The organism is Micrococcus luteus NCTC 2665, assembly GCF_000023205.1.
GTDB classification, from domain to species: domain Bacteria; phylum Actinomycetota; class Actinomycetes; order Actinomycetales; family Micrococcaceae; genus Micrococcus; species Micrococcus luteus.
In genome coordinates, this window is sequence record NC_012803.1 from 2,325,637 (window position 1) to 2,349,099 (window position 23,463).

Below are 23,463 nucleotides of genomic sequence, written 5' to 3' on the forward strand. Positions count from 1 at the left end.
TCAGGGCCCCGTCAGCGCGGATAGGTCGAGCGGCGCGTCTCGGTCCAGGCCGCGCTCACCTCGGAGCGCATGCGCACGAGTTCGATCGCCGTCTCCTGCAGCCTCCGGGCGCTCTCGCTCTCGGGGACGTACTGCCGCACCCGCTGGGCCTGGTCCTCCGCGGAGACGTCCACCATGACGGCGATCGAGTGCGCCACCAGGCGGGACTCCGCCCCGGTGCGTCGGCTCGCGTAGACGCGCAGCGCCACATGCATGGACCGCTCCGTGGTGTTCACCAGGAGGGCCTCCACGCGCACGAGGTCGCCTACGTGGATGTTCCGCACGAAGCGCACACCGCCGCCGAACACCGCGACCACGGATTCATGTCCGGTCCAGCGGGCGGCGAAGACGGCGGCCGCCTCGTCCACCCAGCGCAGGATCGCGCCCGCGTTGATGGTGCCGCCCACGGTGGCCTCCGCGTTGGGGGCCAGGAACGCGAGGGTGCTCATCTCCTCGGGGGCCTCCCCGGGCGCGGGGAACGGCAGTCGGGCCATGCCGCGCTCGACGGCGCGGCGGGCCACGGTGGAGCGGCGGGCCTGTTCGTCGCGCTCGATCTGGCCGGGGGTCGAGGGCTCCCAGACCGGCACGGTCACGGGCACCCCGCCCTCCTCCGCGGCGTAGACCACGAGGGACGAGGTGGCGACCACGGGGTCGCCGTCGTCGTCGCGGATCTCCGGCAGCAGCAGGCGGGTCTGGACGTGCACCTCGGCGCCGTCCGTGTGGACCACGCGCGCCTGCACCACAGCACGGCGGTCCACCGGCACGGGGTGCCGGAACTGGGTGTGCCCCACGTAGCGGGCACGCACGAACGTCCCGGCCCAGCTCGCCGCGACGGCGTAGCCGGCCTTCTCGATCCAGGAGATGACGGTGCCGGCGTCCACCAGGCCGGTGGGATGATCGAAGCTGTCCGCCCGGAATTCGAGGGCGAGGGCTCCGGGGGGTCTCATGCCGTCGAACGTATCACCCGACTCCGGGCCCTGTGCGGCCGGTCACGCCCCGTCCAGGAGTCTGCGGGGAACCTCCCGGCCGCGCCCCAGGCGGGTCCGCGCACGGGGGACAATGGACCCATGACCGCCTTCGACCGTCTCCCCCTGCCCGCGGAGCCCCAGACCCCGCACGACCGCCTGCGCCACCGCACCGAGGCCGCCGTCGCCGAGCGCGGGGAGGCCGCCGTCGCCGGGCTGGCGGTGCGCCTGATGACCGGCGCGGCCACCCCGGATGACGTCACCTCGGGCGCCGCCCGCGCCCTCACCGGCGACGACGGCGACCTCAGCCCCGCCGCGACCGGCGCCCTGGCCCTGATGCACGCGTGGCACCGCAGCGCGCTGCCCGCCCTGACCGGGGCGCTCACCGCCCCCGAGGCGGACGTCCGCTCGGCGGCCCACCTCGTGCTCGCCTCCCGGGCCGGTTCGCTGCGCCGCGACGCCGCCGTCGACCGCGCCCTCGTGGACGCGGTGCGGGCCGGCTGTGCCGACCCGGACCCGGAGGTCCGCGCGTCGGCCGCGTCCGCGCTGGGCGCCCTCGCCCGCCCCGAGGACCTCGAGTCCGCCCTGCCCGTGCTCACCGGCATGGTGATGGACGTGGACGCGGACCTGGCCGCGGCCGCCGAGCTGGCCCTCGAGCAGCTCGCGATCCGCCTGGACCGGCCCGGCCTGCGGGTCAGCCTCGAGGGCTGAGGCGACGCCCGTGCAGTGCCCCCACTTCGACGTCGGCGAGTGCCGTTCCTGCCCGCTGATGGGCGTGCCGTACGCCCGGCAGCTCGCGGACAAGCAGGCCGCGGTCCAGGCCGCGCTGGCGGACGCGGTCGATGCGGACACGGTCGTGGCCGAGCCGTTCGCCTCCGCGGAGGCGGGGTTCCGGAACAAGGCGAAGCTCGTGGTGACGGGGTCGGCGGCGGCGCCGCGGCTGGGCATCCTGGACCCGCGGCAGCACCCCCGCCATCACGACGGCGCCGGCGTGGACCTGCGCGACTGCGGCCTGTACGAGGCCGGCATGGAGGGCGTGTTCGAGGCGTGCGCGGCGGCGGTGACGGCGGCCGGGCTGGAGCCCTACGACGTCGCCGCCCGCACGGGCGAGCTGAAGAACGTGATCGTGACGCTCTCCCCCGACCGGGAGGCGATGGTCCGGTTCGTGCTGCGCTCAGCCGACCGGCTGGACGCGCTGCGCGCGGCGGTGCCGGGGCTGCTGGACGACCTCGCGGCGCGCGGGACACCCGCGGCCGTGGTGAGCGCGAACCTGCTGCCGGAGCACGTGGCCCTGCCCGAGGGCGACAAGGAGATCGTGCTCGCCGGCGGGCCGACGCTGACCATGCGGCTCAACGGGGTGGGCCTGCGGCTGCGCCCGCAGGGGTTCTTCCAGACGAACACCGCGGTGACCGAGGGGCTGTACGCGACGGCGGCGGCGTGGGTCGCCGAGGCCGGCCTGCCGGCGACGGCGTGGGACCTGTACTGCGGGGTGGGCGGGTTCGCGTTCCACCTGGCCCGGGCCGGCGTGCGGGACGTGTGGGGCATGGAGTCCTCCGCCGAGGCGGTGGCCGCGGCCCGGGAGACGGCCGCGGAGCTCGGCCTGGCCGACCGGGCGCGCTTCTCCGCCGGCGACGCCACCTCCGCGCTTTCGTTCGGGAAACGGCGGGCTCCGGAGGCGCTTTCGTTCGAGAAACGGCGGGCCCGCCCGGACGCCGTCGTCGTGAATCCGCCGCGGCGGGGCATCGGCGCCGAACTGGCCGACGCGCTGGAGGACTCGGGCGTGCCCACCGTCCTGTACTCCAGCTGCAACCCGGCGACGCTCGCGCAGGACCTGGCCCGGATGCCGAGCTATCGGGTGGCGCGGGTGCAGGTGTTCGACATGTTCCCGCAGACCCGGCACGCGGAGGTGCTCACGCTGCTGACCCGGCGGTGACGGAAGCCGGGGCGCGTCACCGCGGGTTCCCCGCCCGACGGTTCCGCTTCTTCAACTCGACGAAGACCTGCAGCAGCGTCAGAGCCGACGGCGCGAGCGCGGGTTGCGTGAGCACGAGCGGTTGCGCACGGGTCAACCCGCCACCCTGCAACGGCCGTCTCGAGTCCCACCGGTTGGCCTTGCGCAGACCACCCTCGTTCCACAGCCGCTCGTCCACCTTGAGCGCCACCTTCATCGTGTGCTCCGACTCTGGCGCCACAGCACGGACTTCCTTCACGTCCGCCCAGTCCACGGACCAGTCCCGCGTCCACACCCGTCGCTCATCGAACGTGACATGCCGAGGCCGGAACAGACCCATCGTCGCGGAGGGAAGCACCGCCAACGCCAGCGCCAACCCGATGAACGACGCCACACGCCACACCCCGAACCCGGCCGAGACATCCTCCGGCGGCCGGAAGATCACCCACACGAACACCGCGATGCACACCACGACGATCAGCCACAGGAACAGCCACCGCGCCGGACGCACCCGCGCCTGCACCGGCAGACTCGCCAGGATCTCCTCCCGCGTCGCCTTCTTCCGCAACCGCGTCGGCTTCGCATCCATCACTTGCTCCTCATCCAGTTCATGAGCCCTCCGCCCCCCGGCCATCTCCGCCGAGTGTGTCCTGCTCGTTCCCGGGCCACGCTTCCGGCGCGCGGGGGCACACGTCCGCCCCGTCGGCACGACCCTATTCCCGGAACCCACCGCGCCGCAGCGACATCACCGCAGCTGAGAACCGCTGTGATGTCGCTGCGGTGCGGTCGACCGGAACGACTGCGCGCTCGCTGCGGTGAACATCGCCGCGGCACTCCCCGTGCGGCCCCACTTCCCCGCCCGTAGGCTGGTTCCCATGTCGCAGACGCTCACCCCCGCCGCTCCGCAGGACCTGAACGCCCGCCGCCACCGGCTCCGCCGCTACCGCGCCGTCATCTTCGACATGGACGGGGTCATCACGGACACCGCCGGCGTGCACGCCGCCGCGTGGAAGGAGCTCTTCGACGCGGCCCTGCCCGACGTCGGCGCGCTGCCCGCCAACGCCGCCGTCGTCGCCGCGGACCCGGACGTGCTGCGTCCCTTCGACGCCGCCGCCGACTACCTGCATCACGTGGACGGGCGCCCCCGCGAGGACGGGGTCCGCACGTTCTTCGCCTCCCGCGGCCTGCACGTCCCGGAGGCCGACTCCCCCGAGGCGGACGCGATGCCGGAGCTGACGGTCCTCGCCCTCGCCGAGCGCAAGCAGGGCTACTTCGAGCAGGTGCTCGAGCGCGACGGCGTCCGCGTGTTCCCGGAGGCCCAGGACCTCCTCGAGCGGCTGCGGGCCAAGGGCGTGCCGGTCGCGCTGGTCACCAGCTCCAAGAACTCCCGCGCCGTGCTCACGGCCGGCGGCGTGCTGGACTTCTTCCCCGTGATCGTGGACGGGAACACCGCCGTCGAGCGCGAGCTGCCGGGCAAGCCGGACCCGGCCATGTTCTGGGAGGCCGCCCGCGAGCTGGGCGTCGACGTCGCGGACGCGATGGTCCTCGAGGACGCCGTCTCCGGTGTGAAGGCCGCCTCGGACGGCCGCTTCGGCCTCGTGATCGGCGTGGACCGCGAGCCCGAGCTCGGCAAGGGCCGACTCAAGGCGGCCGGCGCCCACCTGGTGGTCCAGGACTACGGGACCCTGCATCTGGAGGACCGCACCACCACCCCGTTCGACCCCGCGTGGGTGCTGCGCTGGGACCGCTTCGACCCGGCCTCCGAGGGCACGCGCGAGGTGCTGTGCACCCTGGCCAACGGGTACTGGGGCACCCGCGGCGCCGTGCCCGGCACGCGTATCTCCTCCGTCCACTACCCCGGCACCTACATGGCCGGGGTGTTCAACCGGCTGACCTCGATGGTCCAGGGCCGGGTCGTGGAGACCGAGCACATGGTCAACATCCAGGACTGGACCCCGCTCGTGGTGACGCCGCGCCACGGCCGCCCGCTGCTGCCGGGCGAGGAGAACCTCGTGGAGTACGGCCAGGAGATGGACCTGCGCCGCGGCGTGCTCTCCCGCACCATGACCTTTGAGGACGAGCAGGGCCGGCGCACCACGCTCCACACCCGGCAGTTCACCTCGCTGGCCAACCGGCACCTCGCCGCGATCGAGCTGACCGTGGTGGCGGAGAACTGGTCCGGGGACCTCACAGTGCGCTCGAAGATCGAGGGCCGCGTGGCCAACCTCAACGTCTCCGACGACCGCACCCTCGCCAATCAGCACCTCGAGCCGGTCCAGGCCCGGGAGATCGACGGCGAGACCGTCCTGCTCGAGACCGCCACCAACCAGTCCGGCATCCACGTGGCCCTGGCCACCCGCACCCGCCAGGTGGCGCCGGTGGGGCACCACGAGCCCATCCGCCGCCCCGTGGACGGCTCGGACCTGGTGGTCGGCCAGGACATCCTCCTCCACGTGGACGAGGGCGTGCCGCTCGTGCTGGAGAAGATCGCCGCCGTCGCCACGAGCCACGACCACGCCAACGCCTCCGTGTGGGAGTCGGCGGTGAAGGACGTCCAGCGCGCCCAGAACTTCCGCAACCTGCTGACCCTGCACGAGCAGCGCTGGGGCACCAACTGGGACCGGTTCTCCGTGCGCATCGACCTGGCCGAGCCGTACCGGCACCACCGCCGCTCCACGGCAGCGGAGGCCGGCGGCGAGTACGCGCCGCCCGTCGTCGACGCCGGCCACTCGGCCCCGGTGGGGTCCGCGGTCCCGATGGGCAAGGACGGCGCGTCGCTGCGCCAGCAGCTCGCGCTGAACCTGCACACGTTCCACGTGCTGCAGACGGCCTACGGCCGCCGCCGGGACCTGGACGCCTCCGTGGGGGCGCGCGGCCTGCACGGCGAGGGCTACCGCGGCCACATCTTCTGGGACGAGATCTACGTCTACCCCATGCTCACGCTGCGCCGCCCCGAGATCACCCGCGGCCTGCTGATGTACCGCTACCGGCGTCTCAACGAGGCCCGCGCCAACGCCCAGGCCGCGGGCTGGGCCGGCGCCATGTACCCGTGGCAGTCCGGGGCAGACGGCTCCGAGGAGACGCCCACCGAGCTGTGGAACCCGCGCTCGCGCATGTGGATGCCGGACAACTCGCACAACCAGCGCCACGTCTCCCTGGACATCGCCTACTCGGTGCTGCGGTACATCGAGATCACGAAGGACACCTCCTTCATCTCGGACTACGGCGCGGAGATGCTCGTGGAGATCTCCCGTTTCTTCATGTCCATGACCCTGCACAACGCCGTCACGGACCGCTACGAGATCCACGGCGTCATGGGCCCGGACGAGTTCCACGACGGCTACCCGGAGACCCCCGGCTCGGGCCTGCGCAACAACGCGTACACCAACGTGCTGACCTCCTGGGTGCTCTCCGAGACCGCCCGGCTGGTGCGCTGGCTGGACACCCTCGACGACGGCCTGCCCGAGATCATGGAGATCACCGAGGAGGAGATCGAGCGCTGGGAGGACGTCAGCGCCCGCCTCACCGTGCCGTTCTTCGAGGACGGCGAGGAGGCCGGCATCCTCGCGCAGTTCGAGGGCTACCAGGACCTCAAGGAGTTCGACTGGGAGGCCTACCGGGCCAAGTACGGCAACATCGGCCGCATGGACCTGATCCTGCAGGCCGAGGGCGACGCCACCAACCGGTACAAGCTCTCCAAGCAGGCGGACACCCTCATGCTCGGCTACCTGTTCTCCGCCGAGGAGCTGGACGGGATCCTGCGCCGCATGGGCTACGAGCTGCCGCAGGAGGCGTTCGAGCGCATGGTGACGTACTACGAGGCCCGCTCCACGCACGGCTCCACGCTCTCCCGGCTGGTGCACGCCTGGGTGGCGGCCCGCACCGATCCGGACCGCTCGTGGGACCTGTTCACGGAGGCGCTCGAGTCGGACCTCTCCGACACCCAGGGCGGCACCACCCGCGAGGGCATCCACCTGGGCCTGATGGCCGGCACCGTGGACACCGTGATCCGCTGCTACGCGGGCCTGGAGACGCGCGAGGACGTGGTGCGCGTGGACCCGCGCATGCCCTCCCAGCTGCCCGGCGCCAGCTTCACCATCCGGTTCCGCCAGCAGCCGGTGCAGATCCACATGCGCCGCTCGGAGGTCACGGTCCGCGCCGGCAGCGGCATGTGGCACGACGTGCCGATGATCATCGCCGGCCAGGAGCACACCCTGTCCCCGGGCGCCGAGATCACGGTCCCGCTGGGCTGAGCCGGGGAGCCTGAGCCGGGGGCCTGATCCGGAGCCGGGTCCCAGCCGGAAACACTTTCGCTCGAGAAATCGTCGCTACCATCCCGAAATCCTGGGATGGTAGCGACGATTTCCCGAGCGAAAGCGCGTCTGGGGGGTGCCTCTATGGTTTTCTTCAAGCCGCGAGAGCGACTGATGATGGTGCTGGCGGGGCGGTCGGATCTTGATACAGGGTGCCATCGCGGAGCATCGCGTAGAGCACGTCCGTGCGGCGCCGGGCCAGCGCGATCAGCGCCTGGTTGTGGCGTTTGCCCTGGGCTCGTTTGCGGTCGTAGTACGCCCTGGAAGGCGGGTGTGACAGCGAAGCGAACGCTGAGAGGAACAGGGCCCGCTTCAGTCGCTTGTTCCCGCCCCGGGCTACGTGCTCTCCGCGGATCGAGGTCCCGGAGCGTCGGGTGACCGGGGCGATCCCGGCGTAGGAGGCCAGATGCCCGGCATCGACGAAGTCCTTGCCCACAACTTCAGTGAGGATGCGTGCGGCGGTCCTGATCCCTACTCCGGGCATCGAGATCAGGACCGGGTGAAGAGGGTGGGCCTCCACTGCAGCCTCCACCTGGGAGGCCAGGCCGGCCCGCTGACGGGTCAGGCCGGCGAGCTGTTCTGCCAGGATCGGGACCACGGTGGCCGCGGCCTGCGTGCCGGCCACGACCACGGACTGCTCGTCCAGGGCTTGGAAGATCTGTTCCGTGAGAGAAGCGGCCAGGCGTGGGGCGTGCTTGCGCAGCCTGGCCCGCACATGCCCCGGCCCAGCCGTTCTGAGCTGTGCCGGGGTGGGGTAGCGGCCGAGAAGGTCTGCCACGGCGGGGTGGGTGATCCTGGGCCCGAGCACGCGCTCGAGCGCGGGGTGGATCTGGGTGAGGAGTCCGCGCAGCCCGTTCGAGGTCGCGGTGATCTGCGCGGCGAGGTCGTCATCGAACCCGGCGAGCATGGCCAGCTCGGCGATCTGTTCCTCATCGACTCGGATGGAGCGCAGCGTATGGGGCATCGTGCGGGCTGCTTCAGCGATGATCGCCGCGTCCTTGGCGTCGGTCTTGGCCGAGCCGGGGTGCAGGTCAGCGATCCGTCGCATCGCCAGCCCGGGCAGGTACGCCACCTCAACGCCGTCGCAGGCCTGGGCCACGGCCACGGGCAGGGCGCCGATCGTGGCCGGTTGATCGACGACGAGCAGCGCGGGCCCGTGGGCGCGGGCGAGCTCGTCGAGGATGCCGCGTAGGCGGGTCTCGTCGTTGGGCAGGGCCTTGTCGTAGACCTTTTTCCCGGCCGCGGTGAGGGCCACGGCGTGGTGCTCGGCCTTGCCGACGTCAAGGCCGATGAACACGGCCGGGTGCTGCTGTGCTGTCATGATCGTTCCCTTCTGGTGCGCCGGTGGCGTGTGCTGGCCGGCCGGGAGGTGATCACGCTCGGCATCCACGTTACGAAGGCCCTTGTCAGCCGGGTCCTGCCTCTATCAGCGATCCGTGACCACCGGACCGGTCCTGGGTGACAACACCCCCCGGATCATGGATGACTGGGGGCAAACGATCATGCCCAGGACCGGCCGGTCAGCACTCCCTGATCCTGCCGGATCCAGGAGCCACGAAGAAGGTAACGGGGTATGAGCGCGTCTGGGGGGGTGGGGCTGTCAGGCGGAGCGCGGGTACAGCAGCATCCGCAGCACCGGGTAGGCCACGACCAGCGCGCCCAGGGTGATGCCCAGGCGGGGCAGGGTGGTCAGCTCGGTGGTCAGCCCGAGCACCACGACGACGGCGGTCGCCAGGGCCATCAGCAGGAACGTGATCGTCCGCTCGGCGCGGCGCACGGCGCGGGACTCGGTGGAGGCGGCGGGGGTGGTCATGGGGGGCTCCTTCGGGAGTCGGTGGCGACGGGCCGGCGGTCCGTCCTGGTGATGGCTCCATCCTTCCGGCGCCCGCCGCCGCACTGAAGGGACCTGAGGCGGGATCGGGTGCCCCGTGGGTCGGCTCCTCGGCCCGACTTTCGGATGAGGAGCACTGGCGGGTCCGCCAGGCGGGGAGGCCCGTGCGGTCCGCCCCAGGTCGCACCGAGGTTCCGACCGTCGTCGCCCCCGGAACCATCCTCACGCCCCTGCCCCCGGCCACCCGGCGGACGCGAGCATCGTCACCATGAACACGCACACCGCCCTCACCCTCCCCTCCCCCGGCCGCACCGAGGCCCCCGCGATCCCCGCGGCTCCCGCGTCCGACGCACCGCCGGCCCCGCCGATGCTCTCGATCCGCCACGTGTCCAAGCACTACGGCGGCGTCCCCGCGGTGCAGGACGTCTCCTTCGACGTCCCCGCCGGCCGCATCACCGGCTTCGTCGGCCCCAACGGCGCGGGCAAGTCCACCGTGCTGCGCATGGCCCTCGGCCTCACCCGCCCGGACGCCGGCGAGGTGACCGTGGACGGCGCGCCGTTCGCCGACGCCGCCGCCCCCGGACGCACCGTGGGCGCCCTGCTGAGCGCGGAGTCCCTGCCGGGGCACATGACCGTCCGCGGCCACCTCGGGTGGGCCGCCGCCACGCAGGGCCTGCCCCGCCGGCGGGTCCGCGAGGTCCTGGAGGCCGTGGGCCTGCCGCACGCCGGCCGACGTCGGATCAAGGGGCTCTCGCTGGGCATGCGCCAGCGCGTCGGGCTGGCCGCCGCCCTGCTGGGCGAGCCCCGCCTGCTCGTGCTGGACGAGCCCCTCAACGGCCTGGACACGGACGCGATCCTCGCGCTGCGCTCCCTGCTGACCGACTACGCGGCCCGCGGCAACACCGTGCTGCTGTCCTCGCACCTGATGGCCGAGCTGGCGCGGGTGGTGGACCACGTGGTGATGATCCGCGGCGGCCGCCTCGTGGCCGCGGGCCCGCTGTCCGACTTCGAGTCCTCGGGCCGCACCCTCGAGGACGCCTACCTGCACCTCGTCCACGGCTGACCGCCGTCCGAACCCCCGCACCCGCCCTTCCCGCACCCCCGCGCCCCCGCGCCCTGCGCCCCTGACCCTGGAGACCCCCATGCAGACCGTCCTCGCCCCCTCGTCCCTGCCCGCCCCCGCCCCGCAGACCCTGCGCCACGTGCTCCGCGCCGAGGCCGGCCGCGCCGCCGGCCCGGGCGGGATGGTCGTGCCGTCCGTCGCCGCCGCGGCGCTCGGCACCGTCGCCGGCCTCGGCATGCACGCGGCCTCCCGCTGGATGTCCTCGACGCCGGAGCTGGCGGAGGGCACCGCGGCCGCGGCCCACACCGCCGCGGCCACCGGGGTGGAGTCCGCCGTGGCGGTCGCCGCGCTGGTGATGTCCCTGGCCGCCGTCGTGCGGACCAGCCGGGACCAGGGCGCGGCCTTCGGCGCCCGCAGCCTGCTCGTGCCCCGCCGGGGACGACTGCTCGGCGCCCAGCTCGGCGCCCTGGCCGGCAGCGCGCTGCCGGCCCTGACGGCGACGGCGGTGCTCACCGCCGCGGCCATCGGCCTGACCGGCGGGGTCGTCCCGGCCGGGGCCGTGGGGCTCGCCGGGCTGCTGGCGGTGCTCGCCGGCACCGCCCTCGTGGTCCTCGCCGGCGGCCTGGCGGCGGCGGTGCGCTCCCTGCCCGTGGCGCTGCTGGCCTTCGTGGGCGTGATGGTCGTCCTCCCGCTGGCGATGACCATGGCCCCGATGCTCCTGCCCGAAGCGATCGGCTCGGCCGTCACGGCGGCGGGCGCGTGGCTGCCCGCCCAGGCGTGGACGGGCGCGGCCGCGGTGTCCCAGCTCGACCCCGTGACCCCCGCCGCGCTGCTCCCGCTGGTCGGCCGCCTGGCGGTCCTCGTCGGCTGGACGGCGGCTGCCGTGCTCGCCGCCGTGGCCGTGGTCGCACGCAGGGACGCCTGACGCTCCCCGCCTGAGGGTCCCGCCGCGCCGGGACCGCCTCCCGCCGCCGCCCTGCCCGCGTCTCAGACGCAGGCAGGGCGGCGGCTTTTCTGCGCCCTTCCGCGTACGCACCGGAGAGCATTCATGTGCCCGGTATCGAGACATTTCACACCGATTGCCTGCCCCTCTCGAGGTGCATTGAATTGTTCCCTCGGATCCCCTTCCGCGCCCCGAGCGCCAGGGCCTCCGGCCGGCGCGACCCGGGGGGACGGCCTGCCCGCCTCGACCCGGAGGACGGCCTGCCGGCATCCCCTCCACGGCCCCGGAAAGACGGACCGCCGACGGCCCCCGGAGCGCGGCGGCCAGTGGCCGGCCGGCGGACGGCTCGGAGCAGGTCAGCGCAGGCCGGCGCGGATCGCCGTCGATCGCCACGCGCGCCCCGGACGGCCACCGGCCACGGCCCCGGGAGCGCGTCATCCCGCGCCCCAGGGGCGTCCGGATCGCCTCGGATCGGCCCCGCAGCGGCGATGACGGCAACCGAGCCACTCCAGCCGTCCATCAAAGGTCGGGGCGGCGGCGCCCTGCCCTAGACCCACGACGGCGGGCCCGGCACCTGAGTCGACCGGAGACGCCCACTTTGATCTCCTCACGGAGCCGCCTCAATGCGGACGGACATTCCACCTCATGGCGGTGTTTCCACCCCTTGTCCGAGCGGGAGTATTGAGACATCGCAAGGGCGGAAAACACCTCCGGAGCGAAGGACAAGAAGTCACCACGACTCACCTGGAGAACGACTCCCGAGAGGAACAGACCCCTCTGGACCGGAGAGCCAGGACCCGCACACCACCCCTAGGGCGTGTTGCTAAAGGGTTCGGGGACGTGGATGCGCGAGTCTGGGGTCATGTCGCGTGATGTCATCTCGGACGAGGTCTGGGCCGTGATCGGCCCACTGTTCCCCGAAGCCAAGACCACCGGGCGTCCGCCCGTGGATCGGCGCGCGGTGGTCGAGGCCACCGCGTGGCGCTTCCGCACCGGGGCGCCGTGGCGGGATCTGCCCGAGCGGTTCGGGAACTGGAACACGATCTACAAGAACTTCAACCGGTGGGCCGCCCAGGGCGTGTGGGAGCGGGTGCTGGAGAAGACCCAGTCCATGGCACAGCAGGCTGGCGAGCTGGACTGGGTGGCCTCGATCGATTCCACGATCGTGCGCGTCCACCAGCACGGGGCGACCCTGCCCCGCCCCACAGGGGGCCTGGATGAACTACAAGAAATCCGGGGACGAGCCGGCTGATCATGCCATCGGACGCTCCCGCGGCGGTCTGACGACGAAGAATCATCTGGTCTGTGATGGCAAGGGCCGGGTGCTGGCGTTCGTGGTGACCGGCGGGCAGGTCGCGGACACCTCGATGCTGGCCACCACGCTGGAGCAGATCAGCGTTGCCGGGGCCCGTGGGCGGCCCCGGATACGGCCTGACCGCCTGATTGCGGACAAGGGCTACCCCTCGAAGGCGAACCGGGCTTGGCTGCGCCGGCATGGCATCGCGGCCACGATCCCCGAGCGGGCCGATCAGATCGCGCACCGGCGCCGCCGCCCAGGAAGACCGATCGACTTCGGTGAAGACCAGCGCCAGCGCTACCGGGGACGCAATGTCGTGGAGCGGTGCTTCAACCGGCTCAAACAGTGGCGAGGGATCGCGATGCGTTCGGACAAGTACGCCCGGAACTATCACGCCGGGCTCAGCCTCGCAGCGACACTGCACTGGCTGACTACCCTACTTTAGCAACACGCCCTAGGAGAAACCCATGTTCACCGTGATCGCCCGCCTGTCCGCCCTCGCCTGGAAGTACGGCCGGACCGCCGTCAACCGCGCCATCACCTTCGTGCGCAACAACAAGGCCACCATCGACCGCTGGATCGTCCGCTTCGGCTACGCCGGCGCCGTCGAGCAGGTCCTGCGCGCCATCGGCGTCCTCTGAGCGGACGTCCCACCCCCGAAAGCCCTCGTCGCCCCCGCGACGAGGGCTTCGGCGCGCCCGCCCTCCGCCTTTCGTCGCACTCCGCGCCCGACTCAGGTCCGTGGTCCCACCCCCGGCGCTCCGGGAGACTGGACGCGGCGGCGCACACCGCCCGCCACCGATCCCGAGGAAGACCCCGCATGCTCGATCACCCGAACGCCGCCCCGTCGCCCGAGGACGCCCCGGCCGCGCCCGCCCGCCCGGCCGGCGACGCCGGGGTCACCCGGCTGCCCCGGCTCGCGCTGCGCGTGTGGCAGGCGACCACGTGCGCGACGGCCCTGCCGATCGCCGCCGTCCTGGCCGCCGTCGCGCTGTGGTGGGACCACCCGGTGGGCGGCCCCGTGCTGTGGATCCTCGTGGCCCTCACGGCGGCGGTCGCCCTCGCCGACCTGGCCGTCGTCAACCGCGTCCGGCACCGCAGCTACAGGTACACGGTGGACGAGGACGAGGTGTACATCGCCAAGGGCGCCCTCGTGCGCCACACGGTGGACGTCGCCGTGCCCCAGGTCCTGAGCGTGCACGTGGTCCGCGGCCCCCTGCAGCGGGCGCTCGGCCTGGCCACGGTGCGCTTCGTGAGCGTGGTGGACGCCGAGTCCCTCGGCCCCGTGGAGCTCGCCGAGGCGCAGCGCGTCAAGGAGGTCGTCCTGCGCGGGCTCGCCGCCCGCCGCCAGGAGTCGGCGACCGCCCTCGTCGCCGCCGGTGAGGTCGCGCCGTGAACGCCGCGCCCCGGACCGGCAAGGCCGCCGTCGCCCGCCCCGACGCCTGGCCCGCGCCGGCGTCGTTCTCCGACTCCCCCCGCTACGTGCTCGCCCGCTGGATCACGGACCTGCCGGCCATGGCGATCGGGCTCGTCGGCTCGCTGACGTGGATCGCCCAGTGGCCCGCCCCCTGGGGGCCCCTCGTCCAGGCGCTGATGCTCCTGTGGGTCGCCTCCCTCGTGCTCGGCCCCGTGATCCGCTGGCGCACGGCCCGCTTCCACGTCTCCGCCGACGGCGTCCAGGTGGACAGCGGCCTGCTCTCGCGCCGCTTCGAGTCCCTGCCGTGGGACCTCGTGACGTCGGTGGACCACCGCCAGCCCTGGGCGTTCCAGCTGCTGGGCATCACCGAGGTGACGTGCACCCAGACCGGCGAGGACGGGTCCCGCGTCCGCCTGGACGGCCTGGCCCCCGCCGACCTCGCCGCGTTCCAGCGGCATGCCGACGCCGCCGCGGCGCTCGGCCGGTCCGCGCAGGCCGGGTCCTCGCGCGTCGAGGACATCGCGGCGTCGCGGGTCGACGACGACGGCGCCCCGGCGGATCGCGCCGGGGCCGCCCCCGCCGACCAGGCCGACCGCGCCCCCACGGGCCAGGCCGACGCCGCCGACGCCGCCGCCCCGGCCGCCGTCGTCCACCGCACCACCCTCGCGGACCTGCTCGTGCTGAGCCTGGTCTACGGCCAGGTGCTGCTGCTGGTGCCGCCGGTGGCGTTCGGCCTCATGGAGCTGACGGACGTGCTGGGCCTCACCGAGCGCCTCGAGTCCCTGCTCTTCTCCGGGCTCGGCTCCTGGCCGACGGCGCTGCTGATCGTGGCCCTGGCCGTGGTCGTCGGGCTGACCGCCACCGTGGTCAAGTTCCACGGGTTCACGGTGCTCGCGACGCCGGAGGGTCGGCTGCGCATCCGCTACGGGCTGGTCTCCACGCACGAGCGCGTCATCACACCCGGCGCCGTGCAGGGCGTGGTGTGGCACCGCAACGCGGCCGAGCAGCTGCTGGGCCGGGCCCGGCTGTCCGTGCTCACCCTGGACAGCGCGGCCCAGCTGGGCGGCAACCTCGTGCTGCCCTCGATGCCCGTGGAGCGGGCCCGGGCCATCGTGGCCGAGCACCTGCCCGAGTTCGCCGGCACGGCCCGCCGCCTGTCCACCGGCCTGGCGACGCCGGCCGTCAACCTGGTCTCCCTTCTCGCCCTCGCGGCGGCCTTCGCGGGGACCTGGGTGCTCACGGCCCAGACGTGGGGGTGGCCGTGGCCGCTCGCCGCCGGCGCCTGCCTCGCGGCCGCCGCCGTCGTGGCCGGGATCATCGCGGTGGCCACCGCGCGCCTCTACGCCGACCCCGCGGCGGGGCTGTTCCTCACCCGCCGGATCACGGTGGGCGAGCGGGTCACGGCCGTCCGGGCCACCCGCCTGCACGGGATCTCGGCGCACCACCTGCACCACGCCCGCACCCCACGCGGCCGGCGCACCGCGTGGCTGCCCACGGTGTTCTACTTCGCCGGCGCCCCCCGCCGGGCCATGGCGCTCGTCACCGCGCCGGAGGCCGTGGAGGCGCTCCAGGCGATGGTGCGCCACTCCTCGGTGCCGCTGCGCGCCTGAGCCGTTCCGACCTGAGACGTCCGGACGCGCGCCGTCCGGACACGAGCCGTCCGGACACGAGACGAGGGGCTCCGGTCCGTCCCCCCTGGGGGTCGGTCCGGAGCCCCTCGCGGCGTGCGGAGGCGGTGCGCTCAGCGGCGGGGCAGCAGCACCTCGAGGCGGAGCCGGTCGGCGTCCGCCCGGACGGCGCACTCGCCGCCGTAGGCGTCCACCCGGGTCCGCAGGGACTCCTCCAGCCCACGCAGGCCGGCCGCGCCGGCACTGCGGGGCCGGGGGCCGGCGTCGGGGGCGCGGCGGGCGACGAGGCTCAGCGCCACCCGGTCCGCGGCGGGCCCCAGGCGCACGACGCCGTCCGCCAGCTCCGGATCCCGGGCGAGGGAGGCGAAGAGCTCCAGGAGGCGCAGGACGGCGACCCGGATGCTCGGCGAGAGCGCGTGGAGGTCCTCCTCGGCGACGTCCCACACCCATCCCGCGGGCACGACGGCGGCGGGGTCGAGGGGGTCGCCCGGGCCGGAGCCGGACGGCAGGTCGGCGGCGACGCGGTCCGTGCCGCGCAGCACCGTGAGCAGCCGGCGCACGTCGATGAGGGCCTGGTCGGCCATGCCGCGGATCCGGTGCTCGGCGTCGGCCCGCTCGGGCGATGCCGTCAGGCTCGGCAGCAGCGCGGCCTGCATGGACAGCGTGGTGAGGCTCTGGGCCAGGCCGGCGTGGAGGTCGTCGGCGATCTGCTCCTGCTCCACCGCCGTCGTCGTGCTGGGGACGCCCGGGCGGCGATCGCCGCCGTCGGGGGCGCGCCCGGGTCCGTCTCCGGTCCCCCGGGGGTGGTGCTGGGATGGAGTCATCGGACCATCGTGGTCCAGGGGCGCCCGCGGAAGAAGGGCCGTGGGGATGAACGCGGCTCCGACTTGAGTCGCACGCGATCCCCGGGGGTGCTCGCCTACGCTGGAGGGATGATCCGAGTGCTCGTGGCAGACGACCAGCAACTCATGCGCACCGCCCTGGCGCACTTCGTGTCCACGGCGGAGGACCTCGAGGTGGTCGGCACCGCCGCCGACGGCGTCGAGGCCGTCGAGATGGCCAAGGACCTGCGCCCCGACGTGGTGCTGATGGACATGCAGATGCCCCGCATGGACGGGATCGAGGCCACCACGGCCATCATGGCCGAGGCCCCCGAGGTCCGGGTGCTGGCGATCACCACGTTCAGCTCCGAGGCCTACCTGGTGCCCGCCCTGCGCGCCGGGGCCTCCGGCTACCTGGTCAAGGACGCTCCGCCGGAGGAGGTGGTCGAGGCGGTGCGCCAGGTGCACCGCGGCGACGCCGTCTTCTCCCCGCGCGTCGCCCGCGAGCTCATCGAGACGGTCACCCAGCAGAGCGAGCGCCGGGAGTCCGCCGCCGCGCACGCGCTCACCGAGCTCGAGGAGCTCACCCCCCGCGAGCTCGAGGTGGTGACCGAGCTGGCCAAGGGCTCCTCCAACGCGGAGATCGCCCAGGCCCTCTTCCTCGCCGAGGCCACCGTCAAGAGCCACCTCGGCAAGATCATGGACAAGTGGCAGGCCCGGGACCGCGTCCAGGTGCTCATCCGCGCCAGCCGGGCCGGCCTCGTCTCCTTCGACGACTGACGGGCCCGGCGGCCCCCGACGCCGGACGGGCGGGTTCGCCTCCATGCCAGTTCGACGCCGGACGGGCGGGTTCGCCGCGACGTCGGTTCACTTCCGCTCGGCGCGGCACCGGCTCGGCGCGGCCTTCTCCGACGCCCCCGGACGCACGAACGCCCGCCCTGCTCGAGGCAGGACGGGCGGACGGAGGAGCGGGGCGGCGCGGCGGGCTCAGCGGCAGCGATTGAGGATCAGGCACCAGATGTTGTCCGCGCCCTCCTGGCCCTTGGCCGACACGGGCGCCGTCACCGGGAACCCCTCGACCGGAGTCGCCTGCGCGGCGGCCGGAGCGGCCCCGGCGGCGGCGAGCGAAGCGGTGAGGGCGAGGGCGGTGACGAGCTTCTTCATGGCGACTCCTGAGGTGCGGGGTCCGAGTCGCCGGGCCTGCTGCTCCGGCGTCTTCCTCGTGACGTGTTCCATCTTCGTGACGGCTCGGTTCCTGTACATGATCCACAGGTAGAGTCGTCCTCAAGACAAAAGTGGCACCGTCCCGATGGACGGGAGTCGCGGTGCGCCCGCCGGACGTGGCGGGGCGGAGACGGGGGGAGGACGGCCATGGCGACGGTGTCGATCGGTCGTCCCGACTCCCCCGTGTGGGGCCCCTTCGGCGCCCGCCGCCTCAGCCTGCGCATCCGGCTGATCGTGTGGATCAGCCTCGCCGTCGTCTTCGGGATCGACGTGGTCCTCGCGTTCTCCGGCACCGGGGTGACCGCCGCCGAGGCACTCCCCCAGCTCGCCGGCGAGTACCTGCTGATCGGGCTGATCACCCAGCACGCCCCGCTCGGGGTCATCGCCTACGCGATCGCCTTCACCGCCGGGGCGCGGTGGTGGGACTACGAGGCCCTCTCGATCGTGTTCGCCGGGGCCGCGCTCATGCTCGGGCTGAGCGCGCAGCGCGGCCTGCTGCTGCTCGCCGGAGGGCTCTTCGCCGCGTGGTTCGTCATCGCCGGTCCCGTCCTCGGCTCCTTCTCCACGGCCGCGGCGGTCGCGTTCGCGGTCTCGGCCGCCCTCGGCGTGGCCGCGGGCCTGGGCCTGCGCTGGCTGGCCCGCCGCTTCGACTCCGCCCTGCGCCTGGCCGAGGAGCGCCAGACCCAGCTCGAGCAGGCCCAGCGCGACGAGCGCCACCGCCTGGCCCTCGAGCTGCACGACGTGGTGGGCCACGGCCTGACCGTGATCGCCCTCCAGGCCGGCATGCTGCCCACCGTGACCTCCCCCGTGCAGCGCACGGAGGTGGAGCAGGCGATCGCCGACACCGCCCGGCAGTCGCTCACGGACCTGCGCACCATGCTCGGCGTGCTGCGCGGCTCCGCGCCGGGCCTGGGCCCCGCGGAGGACGCGGAGCCGCCGCTGCCCGTCCGCGAGCTGGTGGCCGAGTACCGTGACCGGCTCACGGCCGCCGGCTTCGACGTCCACGTCCGCCTCGAGGCCGAGGCCGAGGTGCCCGACTCCCTGCGCCACACGCTGCGGCGCATCGTCCAGGAGGCGAGCACCAACGTCCTGCGCCACGCCGAGCCGGGCGGGCGCGTCGACGTCGAGATCCGCCACGACGGCTGCGAGACCTCCGTCCTCGCGCGCAGCCCGCTGCCGGCGCGCCGCCGGCAGGAGCCGGCACCGCACTCCGGGTACGGGCTGGCCGGCATGGACGAGCGCGTGCGCATCCTGGACGGGCGGATCACCCACGGCCCGGTGGACGGCTCGTGGGTGCTCGACGTGACCCTCCCGTCCCAGGAGCGGGCGGCGCAGGCCTGACCCGCCGCGCCGTCGGTGCGCCCCCGCGGACCGCAGCCCGCCCCGAGACCTGCCGCGCCGTCGTCGTCCGTCAGACCCGGGGCAGGACGGCGAGCCCGAGCAGGGACATGAGCGCGATGCCCACGACCATCGCAGGCAGCAGCACCGCGAGCAGGGCGCGGCGGCTCACGGCCCAGCCGGGCATCTCGGGGGTCTGGGCGCCCACCGCCATCGCGTGCGCCACCTGGATGCGGGCCGGGCCGGCGATGATGCCCCAGCCCGCCGCCGCGTTGTGCAGGCCGTTGGTCCACGTGGGCGGCACCCCCAGCGCCGCGCCGGTGTCCATCTGCAGGGGCCCCATGAGCGCCATCGCGCCGGTGTTGGAGGCGGTGACGAACCCGGAGAATGCCCCGATCACGGGGATCGCCGCCAGGTACGCCGGACCCATCCCGCTGAGCGCGCCCGCGAGCGCCTGGGAGACGCCGCCCGCGGAGAGCGTCAGGCCGAACGCCACGTAGAGGGCGTTGGGGATGGCCGTGCCCACCCACAGCCGCGCGGCCTCGCCGGGGACCGTGCGTCGGGCGTGCGGGCCGAGCCCCAGCAGCGCCACCCCGGCGCCCACGGCCACGAAGGACCACAGGGCCGGCGTCCCGACGACGGAGAGCACCCCCGTCAGCCCCAGCGCGTCCTCCACGGTGGTGCCGAGCACGGTGCCCGCCATGAGCGTCACGTACGGCACCACGTCCCGGCCCGGTCCGGGGGTCAGCCGGCCGCGGCGGATCACCAGCAGCCAGGCCACGGTGAGCACGAACGTGCCGACGGCGCCCGCCGGCGCGGTGCCCACCGAGAGGTTGGCGCCCAGGATCAGCGCCCACTGGGCCGCCCCGGAGAGCAGGCCCACGGCGAGCCACGGGACGGTGCGCGCCGGCTCGCCGTCCCCGCGCATGCCCTGGGCGCCGCGCAGCAGGAGCACGGTGGCGGCGCCGGCCACGAGGGACGCGGGCAGGTTGAACAGCGCCGCGGTGACGCCGACGGCCTGGAAGTCCAGGTCGTACAGCCGCGCGCCCATGAGGGTGCCCGGCGCCATGGACCCCCACGGGCCGATGGTCAGGGCGAGCACCGCCAGCAGCGCCGAGCGGAACGCCGTGAACCCCAGGCCGAGCAGCAGCGGCACGCCCACGATCAGCGAGACGCCGAACCCCGTGACCGTCTCCAGGAACGGGATGATCCCGTGCACCATCAGCAGGGCCGTGGCGAGGGTGGGGCCGTTGCCGGCGGAGAGCCACAGGGCCAGGCGGGCGTGCGCACCGGAGTGCTCCATCACGCGGGACAGGGTGATGCCGCCGGCGATGATCGCCAGGATCTCGACGACGGTCGGCACGCCCCGGCCCACCTCGGCGGCCAGCACGCCCGGGTCCACCCCGAACACCGTGGGGGCCAACGCGGCGGCGAGGACGCCGCCCGCGGCCGGCGCCACCCACGCCGGCAGGCGGGTGAGCAGCAGGGCGAGCGTCAGCAGGATGGGGGTGAGCGCGAGCAGGACCTGCACCGGCACCCCCTGATCGGACCACGGACGGGACCAATGTAAGTGTAGGCCGCGGGCCGGGGGTCGGGGCCGGGTGCGTCGGGGCGGGTCCCCCATCCCCGCCCCTGCGCCCCTCCATCCCCGCCCCTGCGCCCCTCCATCCCCGCCCCTGCGCCCCTCCATCCCCGCTTTCGCTCGGGAAATCGTCGCTACCGGCCCGATGTCGCCCCGGTGTAGCGACGATTTCCCGAGCGAAAGCGCGGGGCGGGTCGTCCTACGCTGGCCCCATGTCTGCCGCGCAGCTTCCCGACCATGTCGTCCGCGCCCGCCTCATCCCGCCGGCCCGCGTGCTGGCCGCCCCCATGGCCGGCGGCCCGAGCACGCCGGAGCTGGTGGCCGCCGTCGTGGGGGCGGGAGGCGGCGGGTTCCTCGCCGGCGGCATGCGGTCCGTCGCGCAGGTGCGCGAGCAGGTGGACGCGCTGCGCGGGCTGCTGGGCGGCGGGGACGGAAGCGTGGACGGGTCCGACGCGGCCCGGCGCTGGGGCGTGAACCTGTTCGTGCCGGACGCCGTGAACACCGCGATCCCGGGCGCCGCCCGGACGGAGCGGGCCCGCGCCGAGCGTCGGGCGGCCGTGGCGGCGTACCGCGAGCGCCTCACGGCGGAGGGCGAGCGGGCGGCCGGCGGGGCCGCGGCGGAAGGTGCGGGCGGTGCGCCGACCCTGCCCTCTTCCGACGACGTCACCCCGGACCCGGCGCGCGAGCGGGCGGAGTTCGCGGCGATGCTGGCGGCGGCCGAGGAGCAGGCGTGGCCGCTGGTCTCCTTCACGTTCGGGCTGCCCGAGCCGGCCGTGTTCGCGCGCCTGGCGGCCGCCGGGATCCCCGCGGGCGTCACGGTGACGGACGCGGACGAGGCGCGGTCGGCCCGGGCGCACGGCGTCGCGTTCCTGGTGGTGCAGGGCCACCGGGCGGGCGGGCACCGCGGCACCCTGGACCCGGCCGCCGACCCCGTGGAGCGAGAGCTGCCCTCGGTGCTGGCCCAGGTGCGCGCCGTCGTCGGGACGCGGGTGCCGGTGGTGGCCGCCGGCGGGGTGGGCGCCGCCGCGCACGTGCGGTCGCTGCTCGTGGCGGGCGCGGACGCCGTGGCCGCGGGCACCGCGTTCCTGCTCACCGCCGAGGCGGGGACCTCCGCCGCGCACCGGGCCGGGATCCGCCGATGCGCGACGGGCGAGGGGTTCGTCGGGCCCGACGGCGCCGCCCGCACCGTGCTGACCCGGGCGTACACGGGCCGCTGGGCGCGGACGCTGGCCACGGACTTCGCGGCAGCCCACCCGGACGCCCCGGCCGCCTACCCCGAGCTGAACGCCCTCACCACGGGGCTGCGGGCCGCCGCCGCGACCGCCGGCGACCTCGAGCGGGTGCACCTGTGGGCCGGCACGCAGGCCCACACGGCCCGGGAGGCGGGGGCGGCCGACGTCGTCGCCGGGCTCACCCCCTGACCGAGCTCCCTCCCCGTCCCCTCCCCCTTCCCCATCCCCCTCCCCGCTTTCGCTCGGGAAATCGTCGCTACCGGCCCGATTCCGGCCCGTCGTAGCGACGATTTCCCGAGCGAAAGCACGGGGCGGGTCATCCTGCGGGCTGACGCCCCCGCCCCGGGCCGCCGCCTAGGCTGGCCCGCGTGAACCCCCTGCACCGCATCGACCAGTGGATGCGCGCCCACCCGGTGCGCGCGGACGTCCTCGTCTCGGTGCTGCTGTTCGCGGTGCTCGGGCTGACCCCGTGGGTCATGCTCGGCTCGCTCGCCGGCCCGACGCCGGGCAGCATCGTCGCCTCGATCCTGATCGCGCTCGCGCTCATCGCCCCGTGGGCGTTCCGCCGGGTCCGGCCCGTGGCCTCGGCCGCCGCCGTCGCCGCCGCGGCCGTGGCCCACCTGGTGGCGGGCCCGGAGTTCAGCCTGGCCCTCGTGCTCGTGCCCATGACCGTCTACAACCTCGCCGCCAACGCGCCGCGCTGGGCGTCCTTCACGGGGCTCGTCGCGGCGTTGCTGGGCGGGGTGGCCAACGGCATCCGGGTGGGGCTCTTCCCGGATCCCGTGATGCGGCCGGACGGCGTCTATGAGCCGGTGGACCCCAGCCTCGAGGCGCTGCTGGTGATGGTGTTCGGCTGCGCGGCCGTGGTGCTCACGGCGTGGGCGTTCGGCGACGTCGTCCGCCACCGCCGCCTCGCCGTGCGCGCGCTCGAGGATCGGAACCGGCGCCTGGAGACCATGGCGCTGCAGGAGCGCCGGCTCGCCGCCTCGGACGAGCGCAACCACATCGCCCGCGAGATGCACGACATCGTGGCCCACTCGCTGCAGGTGATCATCTCCCAGGCCGACGGCGCCCGGTACGCCGCCGCCGCCAAGCCCGAGCTGGCCGTGGCCACGCTGGACACGATCGGCCTCACCGGCCGGGCCGCCCTGGCGGACATGCGCCAGCTCCTCGGGGTGCTCCGCGAGACCGGCGAGACCGTGGCCGGGGTGCCCGGCGTCGCCCCCGACGACGGCGCCCCCGGCCCGGCGGCGGGCGCGGCCGACGAGGGGGCGGCGGGCGCGGGGACGAGCGGTGGGGGGACGACCCCCGGCACGGGCCGGACCCGGCTGCCCGCCGACGTCGCCTCCCGCGACGGGCGCGGCGCCCGTCAGCCTCCCGGCCACCACCCCCAGCCGACCCTCGCGGACGTGCCCGCCCTGATCGAGACGATGCGCCTGTCCGGGCTCGAGGTGTCCCTGCTGGAGACCGGCGCCCCGCGGCGCCCGCTGCCGCCGGGCGGGGAGCTGGCGGCGTACCGGATCGTGCAGGAGGCGCTCACCAACACGCTGCGCCACGGCGGCCCGCAGGCCAGCGCGTTCCTCACCCTCGCCTGGACGGGGCGCGGCCTGGACGTCCAGGCCGACGACGACGGGCGCGGCGCCGACGCCGACCCCGGCACCCGGGGGTCGGGTCAAGGGCTGCGCGGGGTGGCCGAGCGCGTGGCCCTGTTCGGCGGGACGCTCGAGACGGGGCCGCGCGTCGGGGCCGGGTACCGCGTGTCCGCCCACCTGCCGTACTCGGCGGTGTGAGGGGTGGCCGCCCCCGCCCCGCCCGCTCA

The 23,463-nt window shown here is 74.6% G+C and carries 19 protein-coding genes and 1 pseudogene; 13 read left to right on the forward strand and 7 right to left on the reverse strand.

The annotated features are described in order from the left end of the window. Positions 1-11: 11 nt before the first annotated feature. On the reverse strand, positions 12-986 hold the full coding sequence (locus MLUT_RS22305) for an acyl-CoA thioesterase (protein ID WP_010079945.1): 975 nt from the start codon (positions 984-986) through the stop codon (positions 12-14). Positions 987-1,106: 120 nt separating this feature from the next. Here MLUT_RS22305 and MLUT_RS22310 point away from each other — a divergent pair, with 120 nt between their 5' ends. Both MLUT_RS22310 and rlmC read left to right on the forward strand, forming a co-directional pair. Continuing rightward, positions 1,107-1,715 (forward strand): HEAT repeat domain-containing protein, encoded by a 609-nt coding sequence (locus tag MLUT_RS22310; protein ID WP_010079944.1) that lies wholly within the window; start codon positions 1,107-1,109, stop codon positions 1,713-1,715. Positions 1,716-1,725: 10 nt separating this feature from the next. Next, complete coding sequence (rlmC, locus tag MLUT_RS22315) at positions 1,726-2,937, forward strand: 23S rRNA (uracil(747)-C(5))-methyltransferase RlmC (protein WP_010079943.1); 1,212 nt, start codon at positions 1,726-1,728, stop codon at positions 2,935-2,937. A 16-nt stretch (positions 2,938-2,953) separates the two neighbouring features. Here the strand turns inward: rlmC and MLUT_RS22320 are convergent, their stop codons facing one another. Further along, the gene (locus MLUT_RS22320) at positions 2,954-3,544 is read right to left on the reverse strand and encodes a hypothetical protein (protein WP_012751118.1); all 591 of its coding nucleotides are present in this window, start codon (positions 3,542-3,544) and stop codon (positions 2,954-2,956) included. Between the two features lie 286 nt (positions 3,545-3,830). Between MLUT_RS22320 and MLUT_RS22325 the strand changes: the two genes are divergently transcribed. Further along, the gene (locus tag MLUT_RS22325) at positions 3,831-7,208 is read left to right on the forward strand and encodes a beta-phosphoglucomutase family hydrolase (protein ID WP_010079941.1); all 3,378 of its coding nucleotides are present in this window, start codon (positions 3,831-3,833) and stop codon (positions 7,206-7,208) included. A gap of 154 nt (positions 7,209-7,362) precedes the next feature. Here MLUT_RS22325 and MLUT_RS22330 read toward each other — a convergent pair whose 3' ends face one another. Both MLUT_RS22330 and MLUT_RS22335 read right to left on the reverse strand, forming a co-directional pair. Continuing rightward, on the reverse strand, positions 7,363-8,589 hold the full coding sequence (locus MLUT_RS22330; protein ID WP_012751119.1) for an IS110 family RNA-guided transposase: 1,227 nt from the start codon (positions 8,587-8,589) through the stop codon (positions 7,363-7,365). A gap of 279 nt (positions 8,590-8,868) precedes the next feature. After that, positions 8,869-9,081, reverse strand: a complete 213-nt coding sequence (locus tag MLUT_RS22335; RefSeq protein WP_010079940.1) for a hypothetical protein — start codon at positions 9,079-9,081, stop codon at positions 8,869-8,871. 286 nt (positions 9,082-9,367) lie between these two features. Here MLUT_RS22335 and MLUT_RS22340 point away from each other — a divergent pair, with 286 nt between their 5' ends. From MLUT_RS22340 to MLUT_RS22365, 6 genes and pseudogenes are all read left to right on the forward strand, one after another. Continuing rightward, a complete protein-coding gene (locus tag MLUT_RS22340) occupies positions 9,368-10,162 on the forward strand; it encodes an ABC transporter ATP-binding protein (RefSeq protein ID WP_010079939.1) in 795 nt (264 codons plus the stop codon). Between the two features lie 79 nt (positions 10,163-10,241). After that, positions 10,242-11,087, forward strand: coding sequence for a hypothetical protein (locus MLUT_RS22345; protein WP_012751120.1), 846 nt, complete (start codon positions 10,242-10,244; stop codon positions 11,085-11,087). An 862-nt stretch (positions 11,088-11,949) separates the two neighbouring features. Further along, a pseudogene (locus MLUT_RS23745) lies at positions 11,950-12,847 on the forward strand (IS5 family transposase). A gap of 22 nt (positions 12,848-12,869) precedes the next feature. After that, complete coding sequence (locus MLUT_RS23860) at positions 12,870-13,043, forward strand: hypothetical protein (protein WP_012751122.1); 174 nt, start codon at positions 12,870-12,872, stop codon at positions 13,041-13,043. Positions 13,044-13,222: 179 nt separating this feature from the next. Then, positions 13,223-13,798, forward strand: a complete 576-nt coding sequence (locus MLUT_RS23475) for a PH domain-containing protein (protein WP_012751123.1) — start codon at positions 13,223-13,225, stop codon at positions 13,796-13,798. Next, positions 13,795-15,429 (forward strand): PH domain-containing protein, encoded by a 1,635-nt coding sequence (locus MLUT_RS22365; RefSeq protein ID WP_012751124.1) that lies wholly within the window; start codon positions 13,795-13,797, stop codon positions 15,427-15,429. Before MLUT_RS23475 ends, MLUT_RS22365 begins: the two co-directional genes overlap by 4 nt. Before the next feature lie 131 nt (positions 15,430-15,560). Here MLUT_RS22365 and MLUT_RS22370 read toward each other — a convergent pair whose 3' ends face one another. Next, entirely contained in the window at positions 15,561-16,271 is a 711-nt protein-coding gene (locus MLUT_RS22370) for a histidine kinase (protein ID WP_231936614.1), read from the reverse strand. Between the two features lie 108 nt (positions 16,272-16,379). Between MLUT_RS22370 and MLUT_RS22375 the strand changes: the two genes are divergently transcribed. Beyond that, positions 16,380-17,048, forward strand: a complete 669-nt coding sequence (locus MLUT_RS22375) for a response regulator transcription factor (protein WP_010079935.1) — start codon at positions 16,380-16,382, stop codon at positions 17,046-17,048. 207 nt (positions 17,049-17,255) lie between these two features. On the opposite strand, the gene MLUT_RS23925 is transcribed toward MLUT_RS22375, so the two are convergent. Further along, positions 17,256-17,432 carry a hypothetical protein gene (locus MLUT_RS23925; protein WP_010079934.1) on the reverse strand — a complete coding sequence of 59 codons (177 nt, stop codon included), beginning with the start codon at positions 17,430-17,432 and terminating at the stop codon, positions 17,256-17,258. 207 nt (positions 17,433-17,639) lie between these two features. On the opposite strand from MLUT_RS23925, the gene MLUT_RS22380 reads away from it, so the two are divergent. Next, complete coding sequence (locus MLUT_RS22380; RefSeq protein ID WP_010079932.1) at positions 17,640-18,833, forward strand: sensor histidine kinase; 1,194 nt, start codon at positions 17,640-17,642, stop codon at positions 18,831-18,833. 70 nt (positions 18,834-18,903) lie between these two features. Here MLUT_RS22380 and MLUT_RS22385 read toward each other — a convergent pair whose 3' ends face one another. Then, the gene (locus tag MLUT_RS22385; RefSeq protein WP_010079931.1) at positions 18,904-20,361 is read right to left on the reverse strand and encodes an L-lactate permease; all 1,458 of its coding nucleotides are present in this window, start codon (positions 20,359-20,361) and stop codon (positions 18,904-18,906) included. A gap of 263 nt (positions 20,362-20,624) precedes the next feature. On the opposite strand from MLUT_RS22385, the gene MLUT_RS22390 reads away from it, so the two are divergent. Next, the gene (locus MLUT_RS22390) at positions 20,625-21,833 is read left to right on the forward strand and encodes a nitronate monooxygenase (protein ID WP_010079930.1); all 1,209 of its coding nucleotides are present in this window, start codon (positions 20,625-20,627) and stop codon (positions 21,831-21,833) included. A 179-nt stretch (positions 21,834-22,012) separates the two neighbouring features. Then, positions 22,013-23,434, forward strand: coding sequence for a sensor histidine kinase (locus tag MLUT_RS22395; RefSeq protein WP_012751125.1), 1,422 nt, complete (start codon positions 22,013-22,015; stop codon positions 23,432-23,434). The last annotated feature ends 29 nt before the right edge of the window (positions 23,435-23,463 follow it).